At 72.7% G+C, this 26,582-nt stretch carries 21 protein-coding genes and 1 riboswitch; of the genes, 13 read left to right on the top strand and 8 right to left on the bottom strand.

The window, feature by feature from the left end; translation table 11 throughout:
* Positions 1-3: 3 nt before the first annotated feature.
* The 5 genes from HL054_RS10300 to uvrB form a co-directional block, all read right to left on the bottom strand.
* Positions 4-1,143 (bottom strand): TerC family protein, encoded by a 1,140-nt coding sequence (locus HL054_RS10300; protein ID WP_369138877.1) that lies wholly within the window; start codon positions 1,141-1,143, stop codon positions 4-6.
* 126 nt (positions 1,144-1,269) lie between these two features.
* Positions 1,270-1,833: a MarR family winged helix-turn-helix transcriptional regulator gene (locus HL054_RS10305; protein ID WP_369138879.1), complete on the bottom strand. Its 564-nt coding sequence runs from the start codon at positions 1,831-1,833 to the stop codon at positions 1,270-1,272.
* Positions 1,830-2,963 carry a TerC family protein gene (locus HL054_RS10310; RefSeq protein ID WP_369138880.1) on the bottom strand — a complete coding sequence of 378 codons (1,134 nt, stop codon included), beginning with the start codon at positions 2,961-2,963 and terminating at the stop codon, positions 1,830-1,832. Before HL054_RS10310 ends, HL054_RS10305 begins: the two co-directional genes overlap by 4 nt.
* Before the next feature lie 346 nt (positions 2,964-3,309).
* The gene (locus tag HL054_RS10315) at positions 3,310-3,666 is read right to left on the bottom strand and encodes a hypothetical protein (protein ID WP_369138881.1); all 357 of its coding nucleotides are present in this window, start codon (positions 3,664-3,666) and stop codon (positions 3,310-3,312) included.
* Between the two features lie 102 nt (positions 3,667-3,768).
* Complete coding sequence (gene uvrB, locus HL054_RS10320; protein WP_369138882.1) at positions 3,769-5,886, bottom strand: excinuclease ABC subunit UvrB; 2,118 nt, start codon at positions 5,884-5,886, stop codon at positions 3,769-3,771.
* Positions 5,887-6,519: 633 nt separating this feature from the next.
* Between uvrB and glgX the strand changes: the two genes are divergently transcribed.
* From glgX to HL054_RS10335, 3 genes are all read left to right on the top strand, one after another.
* Entirely contained in the window at positions 6,520-8,628 is a 2,109-nt protein-coding gene (gene glgX / locus HL054_RS10325) for a glycogen debranching protein GlgX (protein WP_369138883.1), read from the top strand.
* Entirely contained in the window at positions 8,625-10,967 is a 2,343-nt protein-coding gene (gene treY / locus HL054_RS10330; RefSeq protein ID WP_369138884.1) for a malto-oligosyltrehalose synthase, read from the top strand. The genes glgX and treY overlap by 4 nt, the downstream gene beginning before the upstream one ends.
* 244 nt (positions 10,968-11,211) lie before the next feature.
* Positions 11,212-11,372: riboswitch (cyclic di-AMP (ydaO/yuaA leader) on the top strand.
* Positions 11,373-11,375: 3 nt separating this feature from the next.
* Positions 11,376-11,960, top strand: coding sequence for a transglycosylase family protein (locus HL054_RS10335; RefSeq protein WP_369138885.1), 585 nt, complete (start codon positions 11,376-11,378; stop codon positions 11,958-11,960).
* A gap of 45 nt (positions 11,961-12,005) precedes the next feature.
* Here HL054_RS10335 and HL054_RS10340 read toward each other — a convergent pair whose 3' ends face one another.
* Positions 12,006-14,336: an alpha/beta-hydrolase N-terminal domain-containing protein gene (locus tag HL054_RS10340; protein ID WP_369138886.1), complete on the bottom strand. Its 2,331-nt coding sequence runs from the start codon at positions 14,334-14,336 to the stop codon at positions 12,006-12,008.
* Between the two features lie 136 nt (positions 14,337-14,472).
* Here HL054_RS10340 and treZ point away from each other — a divergent pair, with 136 nt between their 5' ends.
* The 3 genes from treZ to HL054_RS10355 all read left to right on the top strand — a co-directional run bounded on the left by treZ (position 14,473) and on the right by HL054_RS10355 (position 17,771).
* Positions 14,473-16,227: a malto-oligosyltrehalose trehalohydrolase gene (gene treZ / locus HL054_RS10345; protein ID WP_369138887.1), complete on the top strand. Its 1,755-nt coding sequence runs from the start codon at positions 14,473-14,475 to the stop codon at positions 16,225-16,227.
* A 2-nt stretch (positions 16,228-16,229) separates the two neighbouring features.
* Positions 16,230-16,943: a dihydrofolate reductase family protein gene (locus HL054_RS10350; protein ID WP_369138889.1), complete on the top strand. Its 714-nt coding sequence runs from the start codon at positions 16,230-16,232 to the stop codon at positions 16,941-16,943.
* 390 nt (positions 16,944-17,333) lie between these two features.
* A complete protein-coding gene (locus tag HL054_RS10355; protein ID WP_369138890.1) occupies positions 17,334-17,771 on the top strand; it encodes a VOC family protein in 438 nt (145 codons plus the stop codon).
* Between the two features lie 445 nt (positions 17,772-18,216).
* Here the strand turns inward: HL054_RS10355 and HL054_RS10360 are convergent, their stop codons facing one another.
* Both HL054_RS10360 and HL054_RS10365 read right to left on the bottom strand, forming a co-directional pair.
* Positions 18,217-18,555, bottom strand: a complete 339-nt coding sequence (locus HL054_RS10360) for a DUF6228 family protein (protein WP_369139082.1) — start codon at positions 18,553-18,555, stop codon at positions 18,217-18,219.
* Positions 18,556-18,728: 173 nt separating this feature from the next.
* The gene (locus tag HL054_RS10365) at positions 18,729-19,106 is read right to left on the bottom strand and encodes a hypothetical protein (protein WP_369138891.1); all 378 of its coding nucleotides are present in this window, start codon (positions 19,104-19,106) and stop codon (positions 18,729-18,731) included.
* Between the two features lie 146 nt (positions 19,107-19,252).
* Here HL054_RS10365 and HL054_RS10370 point away from each other — a divergent pair, with 146 nt between their 5' ends.
* From HL054_RS10370 to HL054_RS10400, 7 genes are all read left to right on the top strand, one after another.
* A complete protein-coding gene (locus HL054_RS10370; protein WP_369138892.1) occupies positions 19,253-19,735 on the top strand; it encodes a hypothetical protein in 483 nt (160 codons plus the stop codon).
* A 220-nt stretch (positions 19,736-19,955) separates the two neighbouring features.
* Positions 19,956-21,452 carry an HNH endonuclease gene (locus tag HL054_RS10375; RefSeq protein WP_369138893.1) on the top strand — a complete coding sequence of 499 codons (1,497 nt, stop codon included), beginning with the start codon at positions 19,956-19,958 and terminating at the stop codon, positions 21,450-21,452.
* A gap of 76 nt (positions 21,453-21,528) precedes the next feature.
* Complete coding sequence (locus tag HL054_RS10380) at positions 21,529-21,927, top strand: GNAT family N-acetyltransferase (protein ID WP_369138894.1); 399 nt, start codon at positions 21,529-21,531, stop codon at positions 21,925-21,927.
* Positions 21,928-21,981: 54 nt separating this feature from the next.
* Complete coding sequence (locus HL054_RS10385) at positions 21,982-23,055, top strand: ATP-dependent DNA ligase (RefSeq protein ID WP_369138895.1); 1,074 nt, start codon at positions 21,982-21,984, stop codon at positions 23,053-23,055.
* A gap of 82 nt (positions 23,056-23,137) precedes the next feature.
* Positions 23,138-24,694 (top strand): alpha/beta hydrolase, encoded by a 1,557-nt coding sequence (locus HL054_RS10390; RefSeq protein ID WP_369138896.1) that lies wholly within the window; start codon positions 23,138-23,140, stop codon positions 24,692-24,694.
* A 30-nt stretch (positions 24,695-24,724) separates the two neighbouring features.
* Positions 24,725-25,792, top strand: coding sequence for a DNA polymerase domain-containing protein (locus HL054_RS10395; RefSeq protein ID WP_369138897.1), 1,068 nt, complete (start codon positions 24,725-24,727; stop codon positions 25,790-25,792).
* Between the two features lie 35 nt (positions 25,793-25,827).
* Positions 25,828-26,439 (top strand): class I SAM-dependent methyltransferase, encoded by a 612-nt coding sequence (locus tag HL054_RS10400; RefSeq protein WP_369138898.1) that lies wholly within the window; start codon positions 25,828-25,830, stop codon positions 26,437-26,439.
* The last annotated feature ends 143 nt before the right edge of the window (positions 26,440-26,582 follow it).

Here is a 26,582-nt window from a genome sequence, read left to right on the forward strand (position 1 = left end):
CGCTCAGTCTCGGCGCGCACCGGGGACACCGCGCGCCGAGGAGCCGCCGGTGCGACCAGCGTCACCTCCGGGTGCGCCGGGGCCGTCCTGGGCGTCCGGCGCGGGGGCCGGGCGACCCGTCGTCTCGGTGCCGACCGGGGACTCACCCTCGGCGACCTGCGCGGGGGCGTCCTCCGCCGTCTGGCCGCGGGTCTTCAGCAGGCTCGCGACGGTGGCGACCACCAGGACGACGAGGATCACCGTCAGCGACAGCCAGGTCGGGATCGCCGGGACGCTCTCCAGCGGCTCGCGCTCGCCGGCGAACGGGTACTGGTTCTCGTGCAGCGCCTCGAGGATCAGCTTCACGCCGATGAAGGCGAGGATCACGGCGAGGCCGAGCGACAGGTAGACCAGCCGCTTGAGCAGGCCGCCGAGCAGGAAGTACAGCTGGCGCAGGCCCATCAGCGCGAAGATGTTCGCGGTGAAGACGATGAACGGCTCGCGGGTGAGGCCGAAGATCGCCGGGATGCTGTCCAGCGCGAACAGCAGGTCGGTGGTGCCCAGGGCGAGGAACACCACGATCATCGGCGTCCACAGCTTCTTGCCGTCCTGGACGACCCGGATCTTGCTGTCGTGGAAGTCCTGGGTCATCGGCAGGACCTTGCGCATCCGCCGGATGAAGCCGTTCTCCTCGTAGTCCTCGTCCTCCTCGCGGTGCCGGACCAGGTTGATCGCGGTGTAGACGAGGAAGGCGCCGAAGAGGAAGAACACCCAGATGAAGCGCTCGATGACCGCGGCGCCGGCCAGGATGAACAGGCCGCGGAGCACCAGCGCGATGATGATCCCGACCATCAGGACCTCTTGCTGCAGCCTCCGGGGCACCTGGAAGCGGGCCATGATGATCACGAAGACGAACAGGTTGTCGACCGAGAGCGAGTACTCGGTCAGCCAGCCGGCGTAGAACTCCGTCGCGAAGGTCCCGTTCGTCACCGCGAACAGGATCCCGCCGAAGATCAGGGCGAGGCTCACGTAGAAGACCACCCACGCGGTGGCCTCCTTCACGGAGGGCTCGTGCGGGCGGCGGACGACGAGGGCGAGGTCCGCGAGGAGCAGGACGGTGAGCCCCACGAACGTCGCGATCTCGAACCAGACGGGGAGCTCCACGGGAGGGCACTCTACGGCCCCGCTGTGAGGTGCACCGGCCAACTTGTTCGTCGCCCGGGACGGCCCGGCCACCCGGTGCGGGCACCGGCGGGGAGCGCGTTGGACGCCCCCCGCCGGCCGCCGGGGTCAGGCGTCGGGCGGGGGCACGGTCCGCAGCGCCGGGGCCGCCGGACGATCCTCGGCGAGGGCTGACCCGAGCGCCGACACCGTCGTCCGCAGGCTGGCCGCCTCGACGTCCCCGAGCTGCTGGACCAGGGCGGCCAGCGCCCGGATCTGCAGGCCCTCGGCCTGCGCCAGGACGACCCGGCCGGCCTCGGTGAGGTGCACCAGCGGGGCCTCGTCGGCGGGTGAGGCGGGGTGCCGGTGGCGCTGCAGCAGCCCGCGCTGCACCAGCGAGCCGACCGTCGCCGCGCCGGCCTCGTCGACCTGGCCGGTGCGGCGGGCGACGGCCCGGGGGTGGGCCGCGCCCTCGGCGACGGCGACCAGGGCCTGCAGCTCACCGGCCCGCAGCCCGTGCACCGCGTCCAGCCGGCGGGCCACCCCGTCGACCACCCGGCCGAGCGCGGAGAGGTCGTCGAGCAGGCCGAGGACGTCGGTCAGCCCGTCGACCGGCCGGTCCGGCGACCGCAGCAGCTGCGTGACGTCGGCCCGATCGAGGCAGGAGTCGACGACCGTCGGGGCGGCGGTCACCGCCCGGCCACCGGGCCGACGCGCTCGGCGTCCGGGTCGTCGCCGGCCCGGGCGCCGTCGTCCTCGACCGCCTCGCGGGCGGTCGCCGGGGCGGCGGGCGCCGCGACGGCGCTGGGGTCGGCCGGCGCCGCTGCGGCGTCGCGGGCCCGACGGCGCTCGCGGACCTTGCGGTCGTGCCGCAGGCTGGCCACCGTCGTCACCAGCAGGGTGACCAGGATGACCACCAGCGACAGCCAGGTCGGGATCTCCGGGATCGCGGTGATGTGCTCGCCGCCGTTGAGCCAGGACAGCTCGTTGGTGTGCATCGCGTGGATGACGAGCTTGGCGCCGATGAAGGCGAGGATCACGGCGAGGCCGTAGGCCAGGTACACCAGCCGGTCGAGCAGGCCGTCGATGAGGAAGAACAGCTGGCGCAGGCCCAGCAGCGAGAAGGCGTTGGCGGCGAAGACCAGGTAGGTGTCCTGGGTCAGCCCGAAGATGGCCGGGATCGAGTCGACGGCGAAGATGATGTCGGCGGTGCCGATGGCGATGAGCGCGATGGCCAGCGGGGTGATGTACCGCTTGCCCTGCAGCTTCACGGTCATCTTGTCGTCGTGGTGCTCCTCGGTGGTCGGCACGACGCGGCGGACCAGGCGGAGGACGGCGTTCTCCTCGTAGGCCTCGTCACCGTTGTGGCCGCCGCTGCGGGCCTGCACCCAGGCGGTGTAGATCAGGATGCCGCCGAAGATCCAGAAGACCCAGCTGAAGTTCTCGATGGCCGCGGCGCCGACCAGGATGAAGATCGTGCGCAGCACCAGCGCGAAGGTGATGCCGAACAGCAGCACCTTCTGCTGGGCGATCCGGGGCACGCCGAAGCTGGCCATGATCAGCACGAACACGAAGAGGTTGTCCACCGAGAGGCTCTTCTCGGTGATGTACCCGGCGAAGTACTCGCTGCCCGGTGTGGCGCCGCCGAACCACAGGACCAGCAGGCCGAAGACGACCGCGATCCCGACGTAGACCGCCGACCAGGTGGCGGCTTCCTTCAGCGAGGGCGCGTGCGGGGTCCGGACGTGGCCGACGAAGTCGAAGACCAGCATCCCGACGATCGCGGCGATCGTGACCGCCCAGATCCAGAAGGGGACGTCCATGCGTGTGTTCCTCCGGTGCTACTGGCAGATGTGTCAGTACCCGGAGGTCTCTCCCGCCGGCCCCGATCGGGCCGACCGGCAGCGCCGGAGGTCATCGGACCTCGTGTTGACGACGTTGCCGCGCGGGGATACTCCCCTCCACGTCGGACCCGGTCGGCGCAGGCGTCATCGCCCAGCGAACCCGGTCCGTCTGTCGGTGAACGCTCAACCGGCGACCCGAGTTCCCGGCCAGCGCACTTCTCCTCGGCCGGACCATCCCGGCCTGGACGACGTGCGCTTGCTGCCACTCCCCCGGCCCCCACCTGGCACCCAGCGCCCGCCGTCCCGCTACCGGCCGGCGGCGGGTTCAGTCCACGGTGTGCTGGCGCTCCCTGCCCGTGTCGAAGAACTGGTCGAGGTAGTCGTCGGGCGTCAGGGCGCTGTCCCGGATCGACGAGAACACCTCCGCACCGTGGCCGGGCGGCTCGGCCAGCGCGTAGGCCTGGACGAAGGCGAGAGCGGTGACGTCCTCGAGGAGCGCCGCGTACTCCGTCGCCTCGGCCTCCCCGAGCGCGATGGCGGCGTCGAAGGACCCGGCCCGCCACAGGGTCACCCGTTCCTCGTACGACGCGACGCCGGCAACCTGACCGGCACGGTCACCGGGCCAGCTGCGCCGGAAGACGCAGCGGACGCCGTACCAGCCAGGGTCCTCGTCAGCGGTCACCAGCCGATCCTGCCGCGACGGCTGTGGGCACCGGCGACCGTGGACGCCCACGGCCCACTCCGACGGCGGAATGGGCCGTGGGCGTTCAGCGGCGGTGCGGGGTCAGGCGTGGGCGGCGTCGAACTGGCGCAGCTCGCGCTTGAGCTCGTTCAGCTCGTCACGCAGCCGGGCGGCGACCTCGAACTGCAGCTCGCGGGCCGCGGCCAGCATCTGCTCGTTCATGTTCGTGATCATGTCGGCCAGCTCGTTGCGGGGCAGGCCCTGCACGTCGATCGACCCGGCCTTGGCCTTGCCCTTCGACGACAGCCCCGGCACCGGCGACTTGCCGCGCGACTGCTGGCGGCCCGACCCACCCAGCAGCTCGGTCGCCGCCTCGGTGTCCTCGGCGGTCTTGTAGATCCCGTCGAGGATGTCGACGATCTTCTTCCGCAGTGGCGTCGGGTCGATGCCGTGCTCGGTGTTGTAGGCGATCTGCTTCTCGCGGCGCCGGCTCGTCTCGTCGATCGCCTGGGCCATCGACGGGGTGATCTTGTCGGCGTACATGTGCACCTGGCCGGAGACGTTGCGCGCCGCCCGGCCGATGGTCTGGATCAGCGAGGTGCCCGAGCGGAGGAAGCCCTCCTTGTCCGCGTCGAGGATCGCCACCAGCGACACCTCGGGCAGGTCGAGACCCTCGCGCAGCAGGTTGATGCCGACCAGCACGTCGTACTCGCCCTGCCGCAGCTCGCGCAGCAGCTCGACCCGGCGCAGCGTGTCCACCTCGGAGTGCAGGTAGCGCACCTTGATGCCCAGCTCGAGCAGGTAGTCGGTGAGGTCCTCGGACATCTTCTTGGTCAGCGTGGTGACCAGGATGCGCTCGTCCTTCTCGGTGCGGAGCCGGATCTCGTGCACCAGGTCGTCGATCTGGCCCTTCGTCGGCTTGACGACCACCTCGGGGTCGACCAGACCGGTCGGGCGGATCACCTGCTCGACGACGTCACCCTGGACCCGGCCGAGCTCGTAGTGCCCCGGCGTGGCCGACAGGTAGACGGTCTGGTGGATCCGGTCGGTGAACTCCTCCCACTTCAGCGGGCGGTTGTCCATCGCCGAGGGCAGCCGGAAGCCGTGCTCGACCAGCGTGCGCTTGCGGCTCATGTCGCCCTCGTACATGCCGCCGATCTGCGGCACCGTCACGTGCGACTCGTCGATGACCAGCAGGAAGTCGTCGGGGAAGTAGTCGATCAGGCAGGCGCCGGCACTGCCCGGCGCCCGGCCGTCGATGTGCCGCGAGTAGTTCTCGATGCCCGAGCAGAAGCCGACCTGCCGCATCATCTCGATGTCGTAGGTGGTGCGCATGCGCAGCCGCTGGGACTCCAGCAGCTTGCCCTGCCGGTCGAGCTCGGCCAGCCGCTGCTCCAGCTCGGCCTCGATGCTGCCGATCGCCCGTTCCATCCGCTCCGGCCCGGCGACGTAGTGGGTGGCCGGGAAGACGAACAACTCGTCGACCTCGCGGACGACCTCACCGGTGAGCGGGTGCAGGTAGTACAGCCGCTCGATCTCGTCGCCGAACATCTCGATCCGGCAAGCCAGCTCCTCGTACACCGGGAAGATCTCGATCGTGTCGCCGCGGACCCGGAAGGTGCCGCGGGTGAACGACAGGTCGTTGCGGGTGTACTGCTCGGTGACCAGGGTGCGCAGCAGCTCCTCCTGGGACCGTTGCTCCCCCACCTTCACCTTGAGCGCGCGCTCGACGTACTCCTGCGGCGTGCCCAGGCCGTAGATGCAGGACACGGTCGAGACGACGATGACGTCGCGCCGGGTGAGCAGGCTGTTGGTCGCCGAGTGCCGCAGCCGCTCCACCTCCTCGTTGATCGAGGAGTCCTTCTCGATGTAGGTGTCCGTCTGCGGGACGTAGGCCTCGGGCTGGTAGTAGTCGTAGTAGGAGACGAAGTACTCCACCGCCGCGTCGGGCATGAGCTCCTTGAACTCGTTGGCCAGCTGCGCGGCCAGCGTCTTGTTCGGGGCCATGACCAGCGTCGGGCGCTGGACCTGCTCGATCAGCCAGGCGGTGGTCGCCGACTTGCCGGTGCCCGTGGCGCCGAGCAGCACGGTGTCGGTGTCGCCGGCGTTGACCCGCTCGGCCAGCGCCTTGATCGCCGTCGGCTGGTCGCCGGAGGGCTCGTACTCGCTGACGACACGGAACCGCCCGCGGGTGGGCCGGATGTCGGTGGAGGTGGACACGGGACGACGGTACGACGGGGGTGCGACAGAACGGGCCGGTCGGCGTCCGGGACGCCGCGCGGCTGGTGGGGCCGGTGGTGCGACCGGTCGGCGCGGCGCCGCGCTGCACGCTTGTCCGCGCGCTGCGCAGGCCCTACCGTGCTCCCCGCACCAGCGGGCACGCGCCGCTCCCCCACCAGTGCCACCCGGACGCCGGGCGAGGTCGGTGGGGGCCGGTCGACTGCCGCCGGGTCCGGGGTCCCCGGGCCGCGTACGACGCCCCCCGCGGCCAGCCGCGGGGGGCGTCGTCGTCCCCGGTGGGCGCACGGCCGTCGCCCCCGCGCCCAGCGGCCCGGACACCACCGCGCCCGGACACCACCGCGCCCGGTCCCCGGCCGGCCGGGACGTCCTCTTGGCAGACTCCTGACCAGGGGACGTCCGCACCGGCGCCCACCGCAGAGGTGTCCTGGCCCATGATCAGGTGTCCTGGCCCATGATCATGTGTCCTTGCCCATGATCGGGTGTCCTGGCTCATGATCAGGTGTGCGGGGGCCGTGCAGCGGGCATCGGTCCCCGGACCCCCGGGTCCAGCCGCCACGACCCGCGCCTGCGCACCCGCGCAGCGGCGCACTGCTTCAGGAGGACGACCCCTTCATGACCACCCAGGTGTGGCCCGGCTCTGCCTACCCCCTCGGAGCGACCTACGACGGCACCGGCACCAACTTCGCGATCTTCAGCGAGGTGGCCGAGAAGGTCGAGCTGTGCCTGTTCGACGAGGCCGGCAACGAGGAGCGCGTCCGGCTCCCCGAGATGGACGCCTACGTCTGGCACGCCTTCCTCCCCGGCATCCAGCCCGGCCAGCGCTACGGCTTCCGGGTGCACGGCCCGCACGACCCCGCGCAGGGCCACCGCTGCAACCCGAACAAGCTGCTGCTCGACCCCTACGCCAAGGCCATCGACGGCCAGGTCGACTGGGACGAGGCGGTCTTCGGCTACCGCTTCGAGACCGGCGACAAGAACGACGACGACTCGGCGGCGCACATGCCGAAGTCCGTCGTGATCAACCCGTACTTCGACTGGGGCGTCGACCGTCCGCCGAAGACCCCCTACAACAAGACGGTCATCTACGAGGCCCACGTCAAGGGCCTGACGATGACGCACCCGCGCATCCCCGAGGAGCTCCGCGGCACCTACGCCGGCGTGGCCCACCCGGCGATCATCGAGCACCTGCAGGACCTGGGGATCACCGCGATCGAGCTGATGCCGGTGCACCAGTTCGTGCAGGACGACACGCTGCTGCAGAAGGGCCTGCGCAACTACTGGGGCTACAACACGATCGGCTTCTTCGCGCCGCACAACGAGTACGCGCAGCAGACCGACGGCCAGCAGGTGCAGGAGTTCAAGGGCATGGTCCGCGCCCTGCACGAGGCGGGCATCGAGGTCATCCTCGACGTCGTCTACAACCACACCGCCGAGGGCAACCACATGGGCCCGACGCTGTCGTTCCGCGGCATCGACAACCAGGCCTACTACCGGCTGGTCGAGGACGACAAGCAGTACTACATGGACACCACCGGCACGGGGAACTCGCTCAACGTCCGCACGCCGCAGTCGCTGCAGCTGATCATGGACTCGCTGCGCTACTGGGTCACCGAGATGCACGTCGACGGGTTCCGCTTCGACCTGGCGTCGTCCCTGGCCCGGCAGTTCCACGAGGTCGACCGGCTGTCGGCGTTCTTCGACCTGTGCCACCAGGACCCGATCGTCAGCCAGGTGAAGCTGATCGCCGAGCCGTGGGACATCGGTGACGGCGGCTACCAGGTCGGCAACTTCCCGGCGCTGTGGACCGAGTGGAACGGCAAGTACCGGGACACCGTCCGTGACTTCTGGCGCGGCGAGGACGCGACGATCGGCGAGTTCGCCAGCCGGATCACCGGGTCGGCCGACCTCTACCAGCACTCCGGCCGGCGCCCGGTGGCCAGCATCAACTTCGTCACCGCGCACGACGGCTTCACCCTCGACGACCTGGTCTCCTACAACGAGAAGCACAACGAGGCCAACGGCGAGGACAACAACGACGGCGAGAGCCACAACCGCAGCTGGAACTGCGGGGTCGAGGGCGAGACCGAGGACCCCGAGATCCTTGCGCTGCGCGCGCAGCAGCGGCGCAACTTCATCGCCTCGCTGATGCTCAGCCAGGGCGTGCCGATGCTGCTGCACGGCGACGAGCTGGGCCGCAGCCAGGGCGGCAACAACAACGGCTACTGCCAGGACTCCGAGCTCACCTGGATCGACTGGGAGGACGTCGACGAGGGGCTGCTGGAGTTCACCAAGCTGGTGACCAAGCTGCGCAACGACCACCCGACGTTCCGCCGCCGCCGGTTCTTCCACGGCCGTCCGGTGCGCCGCGAGGAGGGCGACCCGGTGCAGGACATCGCCTGGCTCACCTCGGCCGGCGAGCTGATGGACGACGACGACTGGGACGTCGGCTTCGCCAAGTCGCTGGGCATGTACCTCAACGGCCACGGCATCCGGGAGACCGACGAGCGCGGCGAGGAGGTCGTCGACGACTGCTTCTACCTGGTCTTCAACGCCCACCACGACCCGATCGACTTCACCCTGCCCGGCGCCGACTACGCCGAGGGCTGGACCGTCGTCGTGGACACCGCCGAGCTGGGCGAGGTCGAGCCGGTTCAGGTCAAGGCCGGCGAGACGCTGACCGTCGCGGCCCGCGCCACCGTCGTCCTGCAGGCGGCTCCGTGACCGAGCAGACCACCGGGCAGACCGCCGGGGAGCACGGCCGGCGCCGGGAGGTGCCCGCGGGCACCTACCGGCTCCAGGTGACGGCCGACTTCACCCTGGACGACGCCGCGGCGGTGGCCGGTTACGTCGCCGACCTCGGCGTGACGCACGCCTACTCCTCGCCGCTGCTGCGGTCGGCGGCCGGGAGCACGCACGGCTACGACACCGTCGACCACGCGCACATCGACGAGCCGCGCGGCGGGCGGGCCGGCTTCGACCGGTTCGTCGCCGCGCTGCACGACCACGGGCTCGGCCTCGTGCTGGACCTGGTGCCCAACCACATGGGCGTCAGCGACCCGGCCGAGTCGGGCTGGTGGTGGGACCTGCTGCAGCACGGCCGGGACAGCGCCCACGCCGACGCCTTCGACGTCGACTGGGACTTCGGGAACGGCCGGGTGCGCATCCCGGTGCTCGGCAGCGCCGACGACGTCGCCGAGCTGAAGGTGGTCGCCGGCGAGCTGCACTACTACGACAACCGCTTCCCGATCGCCCCGGGCACCGGCGAGGGCACCCCGCAGGAGGTGCACGACCGGCAGCACTACGAGCTGGTCGACTGGCGGCGGGCCGACGACCAGCTGAACTACCGCCGGTTCTTCGCCATCAACACCCTCGCCGGGCTGCGGGTGGAGGACCCGGAGGTCTTCCGGGCCACCCACGCGCTGGTCGTCGAGCTGGTCGAGGACGGCTCGGTGGACGCGCTGCGGATCGACCACCCCGACGGCCTCGCCGACCCGAAGGGCTACCTGGACGCCCTGGCCGCCGCGACCGGCGACCGGTGGACCGTGGTGGAGAAGATCCTCGAGCCCGGCGAGGAGCTCCCGGAGAGCTGGCGGACGGCCGGGACGACGGGGTACGACGCGCTCACCGAGGTCGACGGCGTGCTGGTCGACCCGGCGGGCGAGCCGGCGATCACCGCACTGGACACCGAGCTGGCCGGCCGTCAGGTCGACTACGCGCAGCTGGTGCACGACTGCAAGCGCGAGGTCACCGACGGCATGCTCGGCTCGGAGGTGGCCCGGCTGCACCGGATCGTCGGCGAGCTGCCGGGCGTCCCGGCCGAGCAGGTCACCGAGGGCCTCGCCGAGCTGCTGGCCAGCTTCCCCGTCTACCGCAGCTACCTGCCCGACGGCCGGGAGCACCTGGACGAGACGGTCGCCGCGGTCAAGCAGCGGCGCCCCGACCTCACCGCCGCCGTCGACGCGCTGCACCCGCTGCTGGGCACCGCCGGCACCGAGCTGGCCACCCGCTTCGAGCAGACGTCCGGGCCGGTCATGGCCAAGGGCGTCGAGGACAGCGCCTACTACCGGTGGGCCCGGTTCGTCGCGCTCAACGAGGTGGGCGGCGACCCGGCCCGGTTCGGGACGACGGTCGCGCAGTTCCACGCCGCGCAGCAGCACCGCCAGGCGGTCAAGCCGGCCTCGATGACGACGCTGTCGACGCACGACACCAAGCGCAGCGAGGACGTGCGGGCGCGGCTGGCGGTGCTGGCCGAGGTGCCCAGCGAGTGGGCCCAGCTGGTGCGCGGGCTGGTGCAGCGGCACCCGCTGGCCGACCGGTCGCTGGCCCACCTGGTGTGGCAGAACCTGGTCGGCGCCTGGCCGCTGTCCCGCGAGCGGGCGCACGCCTACGTGGAGAAGGCCGCCCGGGAGGCCGGCACCTCGACCACCTGGACCAACCCGGTGCAGGAGTTCGAGGACCAGCTGCACGCGCTGGTCGACGCCGCCTTCGACGACCCGACGACGCACGCCGAGCTCGAGCGCTTCGTCGCCCGGGTCGCGCCGTCCGGGTACGTCAACTCGCTGTCGCAGAAGCTGCTGCAGCTGACGATGCCCGGGGTCCCGGACGTCTACCAGGGCACCGAGCTCTGGGACTTCTCGCTGGTCGACCCGGACAACCGCCGTCCGGTCGACTACGCGCTGCGCCGCGAGCTGCTCACCCGGCTGGACACCGGCTGGGTGCCGCCGGTCGACGAGACCGGGGCGGCGAAGCTGCTGGTGGTCTCCCGGGCGCTCCGGCACCGGCGCGACCACCCGGAGGCGTTCACCGGGTACACCCCGGTGGAGGCCACCGGCACGGCCGCGGACTCGGTCGTCGCCTTCGACCGCGGCGAGGTGGTCACCGTCGTCACCCGCCGTCCGGTGCACCTGGCCGCGACCGGCTGGGGCGACACCGCGCTGCACCTGCCCACCGGTGCCTGGCAGGACCTGCTGACCGGCACCCGCGTCGTCTCCACCGCCGGTGGGGCCCCGCTCCCCGAGGTGCTGGGCCGGCTCCCGGTGGCGCTGCTGGTGCGCGCCTGACGGTGGATCCGCGGCTCGGGTCGGTGCACCAGGAACGTGCGCCGGCGACGAGCGACGGACGGTGACGGGCCGGGGACGCTGAGGCGTCCCCGGCCCGGCCTGTCGTGGGCCGTCCTGCGGATATGCCCGGCGCCCGCTCGGGCGGCCGAGCGGAACCGGGCGGTCTCGTTGACAGTGGACGCCGTGCCCGGGCCACACCGGACGGGCACGAGGCACCGGACCGCCCAACCCCGTCCGCCGGTCGCCTGACCCCGAGTCGAACCCAGGACGGGGGCGGGGGACCCAGGTTCCCGACGCGTCCGCGCGTCTTGGGGTGAAGCCGCGCCGTGCGCACCACGCACGGCGGGCCGGGCAACGATCGCCCGAACCCGACAGCTCACCCCGCAGGCGGTGATCGGAGGATCACCCATGTCCGAGCACACCTCGATGACGCGCGCCCGCACCCTGCTCCGCGGGGGCGCCGTCACCCTGGGCGCCGCCGCTGTCGGCATCGGCGTCCTGGCCGCCCCGGCCTCGGCGGCCGAGCACGACTGGACCGGCGTCGCCCAGTGCGAGTCCGGCGGCAACTGGCAGATCAACACCGGCAACGGCTACTACGGCGGGCTGCAGTTCAGCTCGTCGACGTGGCTGGCGTTCGGCGGCGGGGCCTACGCGCCGCGGGCCGACCTGGCCACGCCGGCCCAGCAGGTCGAGATCGCCGAGGCGGTCCTGGTCGGCCAGGGCGTCGGTGCCTGGCCGACCTGCGGCAAGCGGCTGACCGGCGGGACGACCCCCGCCGCGGCCGGACCGGCCGCCGCAGCACCCGCCCCCGCGGCCGCCGCCCCGGCGTCGACCCCGTCGTCGGGGGGCACCTACACGGTGCGCGCCGGGGACACCCTGAGCAAGATCGCGGCCGCGCACGGCACCAGCTGGCAGACCCTGCACGCCGCCAACGGCTCCACGGTGCCGAACCCGAACGCGATCCGCGTCGGGCAGCAGCTGCAGCTGCCCTGACCCGCTGAGGGCAGCCGGGGACCGTCGTCCCCGGCTGCCCGCCGGTCAGGGGTCCCAGACCTCCTGCACCGCCAGCGGCCACACCGGGTCGAGCTGGTGGTCGCCGTGCCCGCGGGCGCCCGGCCAGGGCCGCAGCTGCGGGTCGACCGGGGCGGGGTCCAGCAGCCGCCACTCCCGGCCGCTGCGCCGCTCACCCAGCGGGCCGGGCACGTCGTCCGCAGTGCGCAGCCCGGTGCTGGTCAGCCGCGTCGACCAGCCGACGCTGCCGGTGGGCGCCTCGGCGGTCGGCTGCCGGCCCCAGGCGAGCACCGGCCCGCCGATCGGGTCGGTGTCCCGGTAGAGGCTGACCCAGCGGTCGTCGAGCCGGCCGAGCACCCAGCGCAGCAGCGGGGCGTTCACGTAGCCGGGGAACGCCCGGGCGTAGGAATGCCGGAGCTGCGACCCGTGCGTCACCAGCGCGATCCGCCCGTGCAGCTCGGCGGGCACCCGCAGCAGCGCCGCGACGCAGATCAGGCTGCCCTGGCTGTGCCCGGCCAGCAGCACCCGGTCCGCGCCGTGCCGCAGGTGCCAGGTGACCCGGTCGGCGAGGTCCCGCACGGCCCGCTGCGAGTACGGCGGCGGCGCGATCGGGTGGGTCTCCCGCGGCCAGAAGGCGACCACGTCCCACACCACGTTGAGCACCCGGCGCCGGTCGGCGGAGAACAGCGCCCCGCGCCCGGCGCGCAGCAGCCCGGCCGCGAAGACGCTGAGCAGCACGATGCCCACCGGGACCAGCACCGGCCCTGCCCCGTCGTCCGCCCGCTCGCTGAGCCACCCCAGCGGTGGGGGGACGACGTCGGAGGCCCCGCGGCCCGGCCGGAACTCGGCGGCGACGCCCAGGCTGAGCAGCGCGCCGACCGCGGCGAACAGGGCACCGACCCAGCCCACCTGCTCCTTCAGCCGGCCGAGCCAGGTGCCGCGGACCGCCGGGTCCACCAGCTGCGGCACCGGCCCGGGCCCGGCCGGCGGCACGCCGAAGTCAGCGCGCACCTCGGTGCGGATGGCACCGGCCGCCAGCCACCGCCAGCAGGCCGCGGCGCCGGCGAGGAGGAGCACCAGGCAGGCGGCCACGCCCCAGCTGTAGGCGACCCGCTCGTGCACCTCCGGCAGGGTGACGCGCTCCCCCAGCCGGCCGAGCAGCCAGCTCGTCGCGTAGCTGAGCCCGACGCTGAAGCCGATCCCCACGAACACCGCGAGGGTGGCGACCACCCAGGCCGCCGTGCCGCCGGCGTAGGGCCGGAAGGGCGCCGGCACGCCGTCCGGCGAGTCGGCCTCCACCGCCTCTGCGGCGCGGCGGGCGGCCCGGGCCAGCGTCTCGACCAGGCAGAACAGCACGACCAGCGCCACCAGCCCGCAGAGCAGCAGGACGAAGGTGAAGCCGGACAGGCCGGGGAGCAGCCCGCGCTGCGGCGGGGTGTCGCGCAGCGCCCGGACGACCGCGACCGCCACCGCCAGGCCGGACACCGCCAGCAGCACGGCGGTGAGGACCTCCCAGGCCCGGGACGCGGCACCGACGTCCTCCGACGGCGGCAGCGGGCCCCGGGTGCCCAGCAGGCGGCGGACCTCGCCGCGGGAGTCGTGCAGCAGGGCGACGGCGAGCGCGCAGCCGGCCAGCGCGAGCCCGACCGTCCAGACCGTCACCGCCCCCGGCCCGTCGCGGCGCATGTCGGCGAAGGGCAGGGCGACCACCAGCCCGCCCGCGGCCAGGTGCAGCCGGCGCAGCAGGGGCGCGTCCGGCTCGCGCACGTAGAACTGCCGCTCGGCCAGCCGGGTCAGCCGGCGGACGGCGTCGTCGTCCGGGGCCGGGAGCGCGCCGTCCTGGCCGGGTGGCGGTGGCGGCAGCCGGTGCCGGCCGAGCAGGGTCACGGTGCCCAGCACGGCCAGGCAGCCGAGCGCGGCGAGGCCGAGCCAGACCGGGTCGCCGTCCCCCGGCCCCTGCCAGGCCAGCGCGTCGACCAGGACGTGCACGACGCCGAGCACGAAGACGGCGGTGAGGGTGAGCCCGAGCACCCGCAGCACCGCGGCGGCCAGCGTGCGCGCCCAGCGCGGCGGACCGGCCGGCAGCATGAAGAACGCGGCGTTGACCAGGCCGAAGGGCAGCAGCAGGAACCACAGGGCCTGGGTCAGGCTGCCCGAGGTGAACAGCCCCCAGTGGTAGGCCTCCACCTCCTGCCCGTCGGCCGCGGGCAGCGGGCGGCCGGCCCCGGACGCGGGGCGCAGGAAGCGGCCGAGGGAGTCGCCGGCCACCTGGACGGTGACCGGGGCGCCGAGCACCGCCCCGGGCGGGGTGCCGCTGACGCCGTGCACCCGCAGTTCGACCGTCCGTGGACTCGTCATGCTCCCGCATCCGTCGCCCCGGGCGTGCGGCACCGCACGGTTGACCCTCGGCTCCCCGGGCATGATCGACCCGTCTCGACCCTTCCGTCCAGGCAACTCCCCCGCACCCGCACCGCCGCACGCTGGAGGCCCCCGCATGCCCGAGCCCGTCGACTTCTCCGTCTGGGCGCCCCTGCCCGAGCGGGTCCGCCTGCAGGTGGACGGCGAGGTGCACGACATGCACCGGGACGACGCCGGCTGGTGGCGGGCGACGGTGCCGGCGACGGCCGAGGCCGACTACGGGTTCCTGCTCGACGACACCGGGACGCCGCGCCCCGACCCGCGGTCCCGCCGGCAGCCCGACGGCGTCCACGGGCTGTCCCGCCGCTTCGACCCGTCCGCCCACGCCTGGGGCGACGGTGCGTGGACCGGCCGCCCGCTGGCCGGCGGTGTCGTCTACGAGCTGCACGTGGGCACCTTCACCCGCGAGGGCACGTTCGACGCGGCCGCCCGCAACCTCGACCACCTGGTCGACCTCGGCGTCGACTTCGTCGAACTGCTCCCCGTCAACGGGTTCAACGGCACCCACAACTGGGGCTACGACGGCGTCGCCTGGTACGCGGTGCAGGAGACCTACGGCGGTCCGGCCGGCTACCAGCGCTTCGTCGACGCCTGCCACCAGCGCGGGCTGGGCGTCGTCCAGGACGTCGTCTACAACCACCTCGGCCCGTCGGGGAACTACCTGCCGGAGTTCTTCCCGATCTTCGCCGAGGGCGGGGCGAACAGCTGGGGCAACTCGGTCAACCTGTCCGGGCCGGACTCCGACGAGGTGCGCCGCTACATCCTGGACAACGCGCTGATGTGGCTGCGCGACATGCACGTCGACGGCCTGCGGCTGGACGCGGTGCACGCGCTGGTCGACGAGCGGGCGACCCACCTGCTGGAGGAGATGGCCGTCGAGGTCGCGAAGCTCTCCGTCGCCGAGGGCCGGCCGCTGACGCTGATCGCGGAGAGCGACCTCAACGACCCGCGGCTGGTCACCCCGCGGGTCGCCGGCGGCACCGGCCTGGACGCGCAGTGGAGCGACGACTTCCACCACTCGCTGCACACCCAGCTGACCGGCGAGGGCCAGGGCTACTACGCCGACTTCGCCGCGGCCGGGCTCGGCGGGCTCGCCAAGGTGCTCAGCGGCGCGTACTTCCACGCCGGTGACTGGTCCAGCTTCCGCAGGCGGCACCACGGCCGGCCGGTGGACACCGCCGCGCTGCCGGGCTGGAAGTTCCTGGGCTACCTGCAGGACCACGACCAGATCGGCAACCGCGCGGTCGGCGACCGGATCTCCGCCTCGGTCTCCCCCGGCCTGCTCGGCGTCGGCGCCACGCTGGTGCTGACCAGCCCGTTCACCCCGATGCTCTTCATGGGCGAGGAGTGGGGCGCCTCGACCCCGTGGCAGTTCTTCACCAGCCACCCCGAGCCCGAGCTGGGCCGGGCGACCGCCGAGGGCCGGATCGGCGAGTTCGCCGAGCACGGCTGGGACGCCGACGTCGTGCCCGACCCGCAGGACCCGGAGACCTTCACCCGGTCGAAGCTGGACTGGTCCGAGCCGACCACCGAGCCGCACGCCTCGGTGCTCGCGGTGCACCGGGCGCTGATCGCGCTGCGCCGGGCGCACCCGGAGCTGGTCGACCCCGACCTGTCCGCGGTGCAGGTGCACTGGGACGACGCCGACCGCTGGATCGTGGTGCACCGCGGGTCGCTGCGCGTGGTCGCGAACCTGTCCGACCAGCCGCGGGAGGTCGACCTGGACACCCCGGCGACCGAGGTGCTGTTCGCCAGCGGCGAGCTGCCCACGCTGGAGGGTGCGCAGGTGACGGTGCCCGCGGAGAGCGCCGTCGTGCTCGCGACCCACTGACCGTGCAGCCGCTCCCGACCGACCCGGCCGGCCTGGCCGACGCCTACCGCGTCGCACCGGGCCGGCACGTCCGGACCAACTTCGTCGCCTCGCTGGACGGCGCGGTCAGCGTCGACGGCCGCAGCGGCGGGCTGGGCTCCCCCGGTGACCGCCGGGTGTTCCGGGTGCTCCGGGCGCTCGCCGACGCGGTGCTGGTGGGCGCCGGCACCGCGGCGGCCGAGGGCTACCGGCCGGTGGCGGCGGACTCCGCGGTCGGGCGGCTGCGGGCGGAGCTCGGCCGGCCGGCCGAGGCGCCGATCGCCGTCGTCTCCCGGCGGGCGTCGCTGGCCCCGGACGACCAGCTGGTCACCGACGCCGTCGTGCCGACGCTGCTGGTCACCTGTGCGGCCGCCGACGCCCGCCGGCGGGCCGCGCTGGCCGCCGCGGGGGTGGACGTGCTGGTCTGCGGCGACGACGACGTCGACCTGCCCGCGGCGCTGGACGCGCTCGCCGACCGCGGGCTCGCCCAGCTGGTGTGCGAGGGCGGGCCGGCGCTGTTCGATGCGGCGCTGTCCGCCGGGGTGGTCGACGAGCTGGACCTCACCATCGCCCCGCTGCTGGTCGGCGCCGGGCCCGGCCTCGTGCCCGGCCCGCGCGACGTCCCCGCCCGGGCCCGGCTGGTGTCGCTGCTGACCGAGGACCACGTCCTGTTCACCCGGTACGCGCTGGACCGCTGACGTGCCGCGGGGGCCCGGCCCGGGTGCCCGGGCCGCTCTCGCGCGGGTGCTGCGCAGGTCGGACCTGGGTCAGCACCGCGTCCACGGAGAAGGTGGCCGAGTTGCCCTGCACCGCGTCGTCGTTGGCGGTGTCCGGCAGCGCCGGACTGGCAGCACCAGGACACCGACCGCTGGGACCTGCCCGGCGACGAGGACGTGCGCACCGTCCGCCTCCCTCCGGTCCCGGCCCGCGCGCTGCGCTGAGGTCGATGGGCGTCGGTCGTCGCACGCAATGAGTGCCATGTCGCAGCGCCTCGTCCCTGGCGTCCCTCCCGGGCGGTCCCTGGTCAGGCTCCCCCCGGAGCCGCGCAGAGAGGTTCGGACGACGTCGGCCCGACTAGCGTGCGCCACATGCCCATCAAGCTGGAGAACGTCGGCATCGCCGTCCGCGAACTCGACGCGGCGATCACCTTCTTCACCGACCTCGGGTTGACCGTTCTCGGCCGTTCCACGGTGAAGGGTGAGTGGGCCGACACCGCCGTCGGCCTCGACGGCAACCACGCCGACATCGCGATGCTCCAGACGCCCGACGGCAACGGTCGCCTCGAGCTCTTCGAGTACATCCACCCCGACGCGATCGAGACGGAGCCCACCCGGCCCAACGAGATCGGGATGCACCGCGTGGCCTTCTCGGTCGACGACATCGACGAGGCGCTCGCAGTCGCTGCCAGCCACGCCTGCCACCCACTGCGCGGCGTGGCGACGTACGAGGACGTGTACAAGCTCACTTACGTCCGCGGCCCCAGCGGCATCCTCTTGATGCTCGCCGAGGAGATCACGAGCAGCTGACGTCGCACCGGTGCGGATCGTCTGTGCGGACGGCCTCGCGCCGTGGAGCGCAGTCCGAGCCGGACCGGCCAGTGGACTGCCGCCGTGCCGGGAGCCGTTCGGCTGGCGAGACGGATGGACGCCCGACGAGCCACCGGCGTCAGGTCACCCATGGCGGCCCACTATGGGTCACCGACGCTATGCCCTGCCTCCACCAAGCGGCCGGGACGGGAGGAGCGCAGCGGCAGCGAAGGTCACGAGGCCGACGAAGACAGCCGCCGCGATACCACCCAGCCACCACAGGATGACCCCAGCTACCAGCCCCACTGCTACGGCGGGCAGCAGGCGGCGGCGCACGCCCTGCCAGTAAACGCGATCTTGCTGCATGGCGACGGACAGTAATGCCGCTTGACAGGAGTCAGTCCCTCCTTGGCCCGGAGCCCGCTTCGCGTCCCTGAGCGGCCCACTATGGGACGGCTTGACGAACCTCGATCGCGAGCTGCTGGAAGACGCCCGGGTCGACTTCCAGCTCGGCGTCGCAGCGCCAGTGAGGCGGTGCACCGTCCTCCAGCTCCACAAGCACCAAGACCGTGTTGGTCTTGTCATGCCGGACGGATAGCCGCATCTCGGCTTCTCCACTTTGCCAGCGCCGGTCGCCCTCCCAACCTCGCCAGTCCGCTGCGATGTTGTCGAGGAAGTCGGCCAGGCTCTGCGGCTCCCATCCAGCCTCGGCGAAGTCCAAGGAAGCGTTCAAGCCTCTGCCCGCGAGGACGGCCCGCCACATCGGTATCGGTCCAGGCTCCATCGAGCCAGCTGGATGCAGCTCCAGCCGAAGTCCGTTGCGTGATCCAAGTACGGCGGCATCCACGCGGTCAGGCTATGAGGCGGGTGCACCCGAGTGTCTGTGAGGCCGCCCTCTGCGCGAGCCCGGCGAAGGCGTCCCTGAGCGGCCCACTCAGGGCTACGTCGGCAGAGGAGCTACTCGCCAGGCTCTGTGGAAGTCAGTCCCGCCGCCTCGGCGAACTCCGCCGCTGCCCCCTCGGTCACAGCGAGGTAGGTGTGCCACCACCGCTCGTCGTCCTCCGCCCAGCGGCCCCAGGAGACAAGGCGTTCCCGCCCGATCGTGGGCGAGAGCACGCGATCAGGGGAGTTGTCCCCGAACTCGTACAACTGGATCAGCCCTTGGTCGAACCACCGCACGAGGTGCGCCGAGCACGCCTCCGGATCCCACGGGCCAAGCACTCCTCCGCCGAAAACACCGTCGTCGACTCCGCGGGGCACCTCGGCCAGGGAGGCTCCTTCGGCGACCGCCAAGTACATCTCGCGCTCAAAGTCGGTCAGCTGCTCCCAGCCCATGCCCGCAAGCCTGGCAGACCTCTTTACGGACTGTCTCTGAAGCCGCCCTACGGGCGAGCCGGCACGGGTGTCCCTGAGCGGCCCACTCTGAGACAGTTCGCCGAGGTTCCGACGCCTCTAGGAGGGGCGGCCAGTAGCCTCGAATCGTGCCGACCAGTAGTGGGCCGTTGGCGACGCTCAATCACTACCTGCGGGTCGCCTTCGGCGACCTGCAAACCCCGGATATGGCGCTGGCGGCCGACCTGGCGGCGGAGAACGTGCACCACGCCTTGCAAGCCGACCTCGCAGAACTGGGGCCGGTGGAGGTGATGACGGAGATCAACACCGCTGACCGGGCCTGCGCTTTCCGAGTGTCCGGACCCGACGACAGCTATGTGGACGTCGAGGTCTCGACGGTCCTTCCCTACGCCGTCGTCCTACTGCCCAACGGTGGCCCGGGGCTCACGCTGTACCTCACCGAAGCAACGGATGACTGGACGGGCAAGGTCATCGATCTGGTCCGTCGGCATGGTCTGCTGCTGCTCTCCGGCGAAATCTGCCGAGCACCCTCTCCCGTCCTCGACCCATACAGCGGCGATCCCTTGACCTACTTCGAAGCGCTGTTCCGTGACGAGCACGGCATCCCGTGAGCGACTCGGCCATGCTCGCCGGGGCGCATCGGAACTTCGCTCGCGGATGTCCCTAAGGCCGCCTTCAGGGACATCCGTCGACATGGACCTCGACTCACCTGTCCCACAACGACGCACCATCGCTGTCGAAGCGGAGAGTTAGGCCCTTGGCAATCCACAGATGAGTGCCGAGTCGATCTCAGCACGCAGAACTGTCGTACCCCGAACGTATGTTCGACGCGTGGCTGGGCATGCGGGGAGTCTGCAGATCGACGTGGTGTGGGAGCGCCCGATCACGTCGCCGCGGGTCCCGGTCGCCTGGCTCTCGGACGACGACAAGGCCGCCGAGCTGCGGCGGGTGCAGGAGCGGCGGGCGGCGGACACGGCCTACGAGGCGGAGCTGATCATGTCGCTGGCCGCCGAACGGCCGGCGTCGGCCGACCCCGCGCCCGGCACGCCGGGCGCCCGCCGACCCGGGTGGGCCGATGAGGTGTCCGGTGGGGTGAGTGAGTTCTTCACCTCGGAGCTGTCCGCGGTGCTCAACCTCGGGCGGGGGACGGCGGCCTACCGCTACGCCCGGGCCCGCACCTGGCTGACCAAGCTCCCGCTCACCTTCGCCGCGCTCCAGGCCGGCGAGCTGGACCAACGGCGCGCGACCCAGCTGGCCGAGGTGCTCATGCACACGAACGCTGAGGTTGCCGGGCAGGTCGAGGCCGCGCTGCTCGGGGAGGCGACCGATCTGTCGGTGGCGCGACTCAGGGCGCGGGCCACCGAGGAGCTGCTGCGCCTGGACGCCGCGGCCGCCGACGAGCGCCGGGCCGAGGCGGAGAAGGCCGCCGACGTGCACCTCTACCCCTCGGCCACCGACGGCCGCGCGACCCTGGCTGCGGACCTGCCGGCGGAGGAGGCCGTGGAGTGCTTCGACGTGGTCGACCAGCTCGCCCGGATGCTCAAGGCCGACGGCGACCCCCGGCGGATCGGTGCCCTGCGCGCGCACGTGCTGTCCCTGCTCATCCGCCGCCCCGCCGACAGCGGACTGCCCCCGGTGCGCGCCGATGTCCGCATCACCGCCGACCTCGACGCCCTGACCGGGGCCACGCCGACGCCCGGCGAGGTGGGCGGGCTGCCGATCACCGCCGCCCACGTCCGAGAGCTGCTGGTCCGGATCGGTGCGTTGGGCCTCACCGCACCGGTGGGCGGGACCCTCACCCTGGCCATCACCGGACCGGACGGGGAGCTGCTGGCCACGACCACCCCGGCCGAACTGGCCCGGGCTGCCCACCGCGGCTGCTCAGACCATCGAGAGGACGCGTGCTCCTGCCCGGTGCTCGGTCCACCACCAGAGACGACCGGCTACGCACCCACCGACCGGCAACGGGCGTTCCTCACCGTCCGCGACCGCCGCTGCCGGTTCCCCAACTGCGGCCAGCGCACCGGCTGGACCGACCTGGACCACGTCGCACCCCACGGCGACGGCGGCGCCACCGACTGCACCAACCTGTGCTGCCTGTGCCGCTCCCACCACCGCCTGAAGACCTTCGCCCCCGGCTGGCGGTTCCGGCTCGACGACGACGGCACCCTGCACGTCACCACCCCGTCCGGCGTCACCCGCACCACCCGACCACCCGGACTGCGACCACCCGGACTGCGACCACCCGGACTGCGACCACCTGAACTGCGAACTCCAGCTCCAGCGGCCGTCCCACCACTGCCGGACGACGAGCCGCCACCCTTCTGACCGATGATCGGTGTTCCGCCGTGCTCCGGGCCGAACTCGCTGGTTGCCGACTCCCGCTCTCCCTACCCTGCGCGGCGTGGAGATCCGATGGCGCGGGCCGTTCACCAGCAACGAGGCCAACCAGCTGCACGCGGAGGCCTTCGGCACCCGCGTGTACAGCGACGCCGAGTGGAACTGGACCGACCAGGTGGCCCGGCACAGCCTCGGGTGGGTCACCGCCCGGGACGGCGGCACGCTGGCCGGCTTCGTCAACGTCGTGTGGGACGGGGAGGCCCACGCCTGGCTGCAGGACGTGATGGTCGCGGCCGCGAGCCGGCACCAGGGAATCGGCGTCCGGCTGGTCGGTGCCGCCCGGGACGGCGCCCGCGCGGCCGGGTGCGAGTGGCTGCACGTCGACTTCGCCGACGAACTGGCGCCCTTCTACCTCGACGCCTGCGGCTTCCGGCCCACCCGAGCAGGGCTGATGGCGCTGTGACGCCGCGTGTCCCGAGGTCCGGTGCCCGGGCGCCGGGGCTGCTTGACTGACGCCATGGACCTGCCCGTGATGCCCCCGGTCAAGCCGATGCTCGCCAAGCCCGCCGCCGCGCTGCCCACCGGCGACGGATGGTTCTACGAGCCAAAGTGGGACGGCTTCCGCTGCATCGTGTTCCGGGACGGCGACGAGGTCGAGCTGGGCAGCCGCAACGAGCGCCCGCTCACCCGCTACTTCCCCGACGTCGTCGAGGCGGCCAAGGCCCACCTCCCCGAGCGCTGCGTCGTCGACGGCGAGATCGTCGTCCCCCGCGGCGACCGGCTCGACTTCGAGTCGCTCCTGCAGCGGATCCACCCGGCCGTCTCCCGGGTGACCAAGCTGGCCGCGGAGACCCCGGCGTCCTTCGTCGCCTTCGACCTGCTCGCCCTCGGCGACGAGTCGCTCATGGACACCCCGTACGCCGAGCGGCAGGCCCGGCTGCGCGAGGCGCTGGCCGGCGCGCGGGCGCCGATGTACGTCTCGACGGTCACCGACGACGCCGAGGTCGGCCGGCGCTGGTTCGACGAGTTCGAGGGCGCCGGGCTGGACGGCGTCATCGCCAAGCGCGGCGACCAGCCTTACGCCCCCGACCAGCGGCTGATGACCAAGGTGAAGCACGTCCGGACGGCGGACTGCGTCGTCGCCGGGTTCCGCTGGCACAAGAGCGGCCCGGTGGTCGGCTCGCTGCTGCTCGGCCTCTACGACGGCGACGGCGGCCTGCAGCACATCGGCGTCGCGGCGTCCTTCACGATGAAGCGCCGCGCCGAGCTGGTCGAGGAGCTGGCCCCCTACCGGGCCGAGGCGCTGGACGGCCACCCCTGGCAGGACTGGGCCAACGCGCAGACCGGCGAGGACGGCGAGCACCGCATGCCCGGCGCGACCAGCCGCTGGAACGCCGGCAAGGACCTGTCCTGGGTGCCGCTGCGGCCCGAGCTGGTGGTGGAGATCCGCTACGACCAGCTGGAGGGCAGCCGGCTGCGGCACACCGGCCAGTTCCAGCGCTGGCGGACCGACCGGGACGCGCGCTCCTGCACCTACGACCAGCTCGAGGTGCCGGTGAAGTACGACCTCGCGGAAGTCCTCGGCGGCTGAGTTCCCGGCCGGGGGTGAGCGGTTCCTCACCGGCCCGCCCGCTGCCGGGGCCGCCGCCCTCTCCTACCCTGGAGTGATCATGATGTCGCACCGCCGTCTGGCCGCCTCCGGAGGAGCCCTCCTCACCCTCGCCCTCGCGCTCAGCGGGTGCACCTCCTCGGGGGACGAGGAGCCGGCTGCGGACGGCTCGGCGGCGGAGAGCACGGCGGCGCCCACCGCGGAGCCGATCGACTGGAGCGACTGCAGCAGCGACATCAACCCGATCATCGCCGGCCGCCCCGGCGCGGAGCGCGGCCTCACCTTCGAGTGCGGCACCACCGAGGTGCCGGTGAGCTACGACGACCCGGACGGCGGCACGCTGCAGCTCTTCCTCGTCAAGGCCGCCCTCCCCACGCAGACCTCCCGGATCGGCTCGCTGGTGGTCAACCCCGGCGGCCCCGGCCAGTCGGCCACCGACGCGGCGATCCAGTCCGCGCTCACCCTCCCGGCCGACGTGCTGGCGCGCTTCGACGTCGTCGGGGTCGACCCGCGCGGCGTCGGGCTGTCCACGCCCGTCGAGTGCATCTCCGACGAGCAGAAGGACGAGCTGTTCGCCGCCGACCCCCGGGCCACCGACGCCGCGACGCTGGAGGCCTCCTTCGAGCGGGTCGACGAGGTGGCCGCGGGCTGCGCCGAGAAGTACCAGGAGGCCCTCGGCGCCTTCGACACCGTCGACTCCGCCCGAGACATGGACCTGGTCCGCGAGGCCCTCGGTGACGAGCAGCTGACCTACCTCGGCTACTCGTACGGCACCACGCTGGGCTCCACCTACGCCGAGCTGTTCCCCGACCGCGTGCGGGCGCTCGTCCTCGACGGCGCCGTAGACCCCGACGCCGGCCAGCAGGAGTTCGCCGAGACCCAGGCACAGGGCTTCGAGGCCGCCTTCGACGCCTTCGCCGCCAACTGTCTGGCGCTGATCAGCGGCTGCCCGCTGGGCGGGGAGCCGCGCACCTTCGTCAACGACCTGCTGGCGCAGGCGACGACCACGCCCGTGCCCAGCAGCCGGGCGGGCGAGACCCGGCAGGCCACCCCCGGGCTGGTGCTCAACGGCATCCGCTCGGCGCTGTACCAGCCCACCGCGTGGCCGCAGCTCACCCAGTCCCTGGCCAACGCCCGCTACGGCGACGCCGCCGGCATCCTCACCCTCGCCGACACCTACACCGGCCGGAACGACGACGGCACCTACAGCAACGTCGTCGACGCCAACGTGGCGGTGAACTGCGCGGACACCGACGAGGAGTTCACCCGCGAGGAGGTCAGCACCCTGGCCACCCAGTGGAACAGCACCTACCCGCTGTTCGGCGCCGACGCCGCGCTCGGCCTCTACACCTGCTCGCCCTGGGACGCCCCGCGCACCCCGCTGCCCGGGCGGGACGCCGACGGCAGCGCCCCGATCCTGGTGATCGGCACCCAGGGCGACCCGGTGACGCCGCTGCCCGGCGCCGTGGACATGGCCGAGGACCTGACCAGCGGGGTGCTGCTCACCTGGCAGGGCTCCGGGCACACTGCCTACCCCAAGACCGACTGCGTCACCGCGGCCGTGAACGCCTACCTGATCGACCTCACCGCACCGCAGGACGGGCTGACCTGCCCGGCCTGACCTGATCCGCCGGACCCCAGGAGCCCCGAGATGGCCAGCAGCAAGGACGCCGTCGTGCTGTCGGTCGACGGGCACGACGTGCGGGTCAGCAGCCCGGAGAAGCCGTACTTCGGGGACAAGGGCATCCGCAAGATCGACGTCGTCAACTACTTCGTCGCGGTCGGCGAGGGCATCCTCTTCGCGCTGCGCGACCGGCCGACGACGTTGGAGCGCTGGCCCGGGGGCGTGTTCGAGGGCGCCCGGCTCTCCACCCGGATGGACAACACCGGCGACGCGTTCTACCAGAAGCGGGTGCCCAAGAACGCCCCCGAGTGGGTGCCGACCGCGCACATCACCTTCCCCAGCGGGCGGACCGCCGACGAGATCGCGCCCGACTCGGTCGCCGTCGTCGCCTGGTGCGCCAACCTCGGCACGCTGACCTTCCACCCGTGGCCGGTGTCGAAGACCGACGTCGAGTCCCCCGACCAGATCCGCATCGACCTCGACCCGCAGCCGGGCACCGACTTCTCCGACGCCGTGTGGGTGGCCCCGCACGTGCGCGAGCTGCTGCACGAGTTCGGCATGGAGGGCTGGCCGAAGACGTCCGGCGGTCGCGGCGTCCACGTCTACGTGCCGATCCAGCCGCGCTGGACCTTCCCCGAGGTGCGCCGGGCGGTGATCGCCTTCGGCCGGGAGCTGGAGCGCCGGATCCCCGACCGCGTGACGATGAACTGGTGGAAGGAGGAGCGCGGCGAGAAGATCTTCATCGACTACAACCAGATGGCCAGGGACCGGACGATCGCGTCGGCCTACTCGATCCGGGCGAAGTCGCACGCGCCGGTGAGCGCCCCGCTGGACTGGGACGAGCTGCCCGACGTCTCGCCGTTCGACTTCGACGTCCTCACCATGCCGGCCCGGTTCGCCGCCGTCGGGGACAGGCACGCCGGGCTGGCCGACCACGCGTTCGGCATCGAGCCGCTCATCGAGCTGGCCGACCGGCAGGAGCGCGACCTGGGGCTGGGCGAGATGCCCTACCCCCCGGACTACCCGAAGATGCCCGGCGAGCCGATGCGCGTGCAGCCCAGCCGAGCCAGGAAGCCGGCCGCCGGAGACGCCTGACGCGGGCACGTCGGACGACCTGGTAGGCCTGCTCCATGCAGCACTACGACGTCTTCTCCTGGGTGTACGAGTCGGGGACCGAGCTCCTGCACGGCAGACACCGGCGTGAGGCCGTGGAACTCCTCCGGCTACGGCGCGGCCAGACGGTCCTCGACGTGCCGACCGGCACGGGGGCGAGCCTGCCGCTCCTGCGGGAGCGGGTCGGTCCCTACGGCCGGGTCGTGGGCGTGGACTACTCCTCCGGCATGCTCGCCAAGGCCCGGTCCAAGGTGACCGACGCCGGGTGGCGCAACGTCGACCTCGTCGAGGCCGACGCCCGCACGCTGGATGCCGAGCTCGTCGGGACCGACCGGGTGGACGCCGCCATCTGCATGCTGGGCCTGAGCGTCGTGCCCGACTGGCAGGAGGTCTTCCAGCGCATGTTCGACCTGGTGCGCCCCGGGGGCCGCGTCGCCGTCATGGACCTCTGGCTGGACGGCCGGGTCGACAGCGGCATCGCCAACACCTACTACCGCCTGCTCGCGCAGGCCGACCAGCGACGGCGGTTCTGGGAGCCGCTCGTCGAGCAGGCCACCGACGTCCACACGATCGACCACACCTGGTTCGGTGGCGTCGCCAGGATCGTCGGCGGCACCAAGCCGCTCTGACGCCGGGCACCCGCCGGCCCCCCCGACCGGCGGTCCAGACCCCCTCCGGCCGTCTCACCCCTTCAGGTGATGGGACGCTGACCCCAGTGGTGTCCTCGCCCCCGCGAGCCGATCAACCCTGCATGGAGCGGAAGGGGCAGGCG

Source organism: Modestobacter versicolor, assembly GCF_041028285.1.
Lineage (GTDB): Bacteria > Actinomycetota > Actinomycetes > Mycobacteriales > Geodermatophilaceae > Modestobacter > Modestobacter versicolor_A.

Coding starts and splice junctions, on each gene's coding strand:
- HL054_RS10310 (WP_369138880.1), bottom strand. CDS start 2,963: ATGGACGTCCCCTTCTGGATCTGGGCGGTCACGATCGCCGCGATCGTC.
- glgX (WP_369138883.1), top strand. CDS start 6,520: ATGACCACCCAGGTGTGGCCCGGCTCTGCCTACCCCCTCGGAGCGACC.
- HL054_RS10335 (WP_369138885.1), top strand. CDS start 11,376: ATGTCCGAGCACACCTCGATGACGCGCGCCCGCACCCTGCTCCGCGGG.
- HL054_RS10340 (WP_369138886.1), bottom strand. CDS start 14,336: ATGACGAGTCCACGGACGGTCGAACTGCGGGTGCACGGCGTCAGCGGC.
- treZ (WP_369138887.1), top strand. CDS start 14,473: ATGCCCGAGCCCGTCGACTTCTCCGTCTGGGCGCCCCTGCCCGAGCGG.
- HL054_RS10355 (WP_369138890.1), top strand. CDS start 17,334: ATGCCCATCAAGCTGGAGAACGTCGGCATCGCCGTCCGCGAACTCGAC.
- HL054_RS10360 (WP_369139082.1), bottom strand. CDS start 18,555: ATGGAGCCTGGACCGATACCGATGTGGCGGGCCGTCCTCGCGGGCAGA.
- HL054_RS10365 (WP_369138891.1), bottom strand. CDS start 19,106: ATGGGCTGGGAGCAGCTGACCGACTTTGAGCGCGAGATGTACTTGGCG.
- HL054_RS10385 (WP_369138895.1), top strand. CDS start 21,982: ATGGACCTGCCCGTGATGCCCCCGGTCAAGCCGATGCTCGCCAAGCCC.
- HL054_RS10390 (WP_369138896.1), top strand. CDS start 23,138: ATGTCGCACCGCCGTCTGGCCGCCTCCGGAGGAGCCCTCCTCACCCTC.
- HL054_RS10395 (WP_369138897.1), top strand. CDS start 24,725: ATGGCCAGCAGCAAGGACGCCGTCGTGCTGTCGGTCGACGGGCACGAC.
- HL054_RS10400 (WP_369138898.1), top strand. CDS start 25,828: ATGCAGCACTACGACGTCTTCTCCTGGGTGTACGAGTCGGGGACCGAG.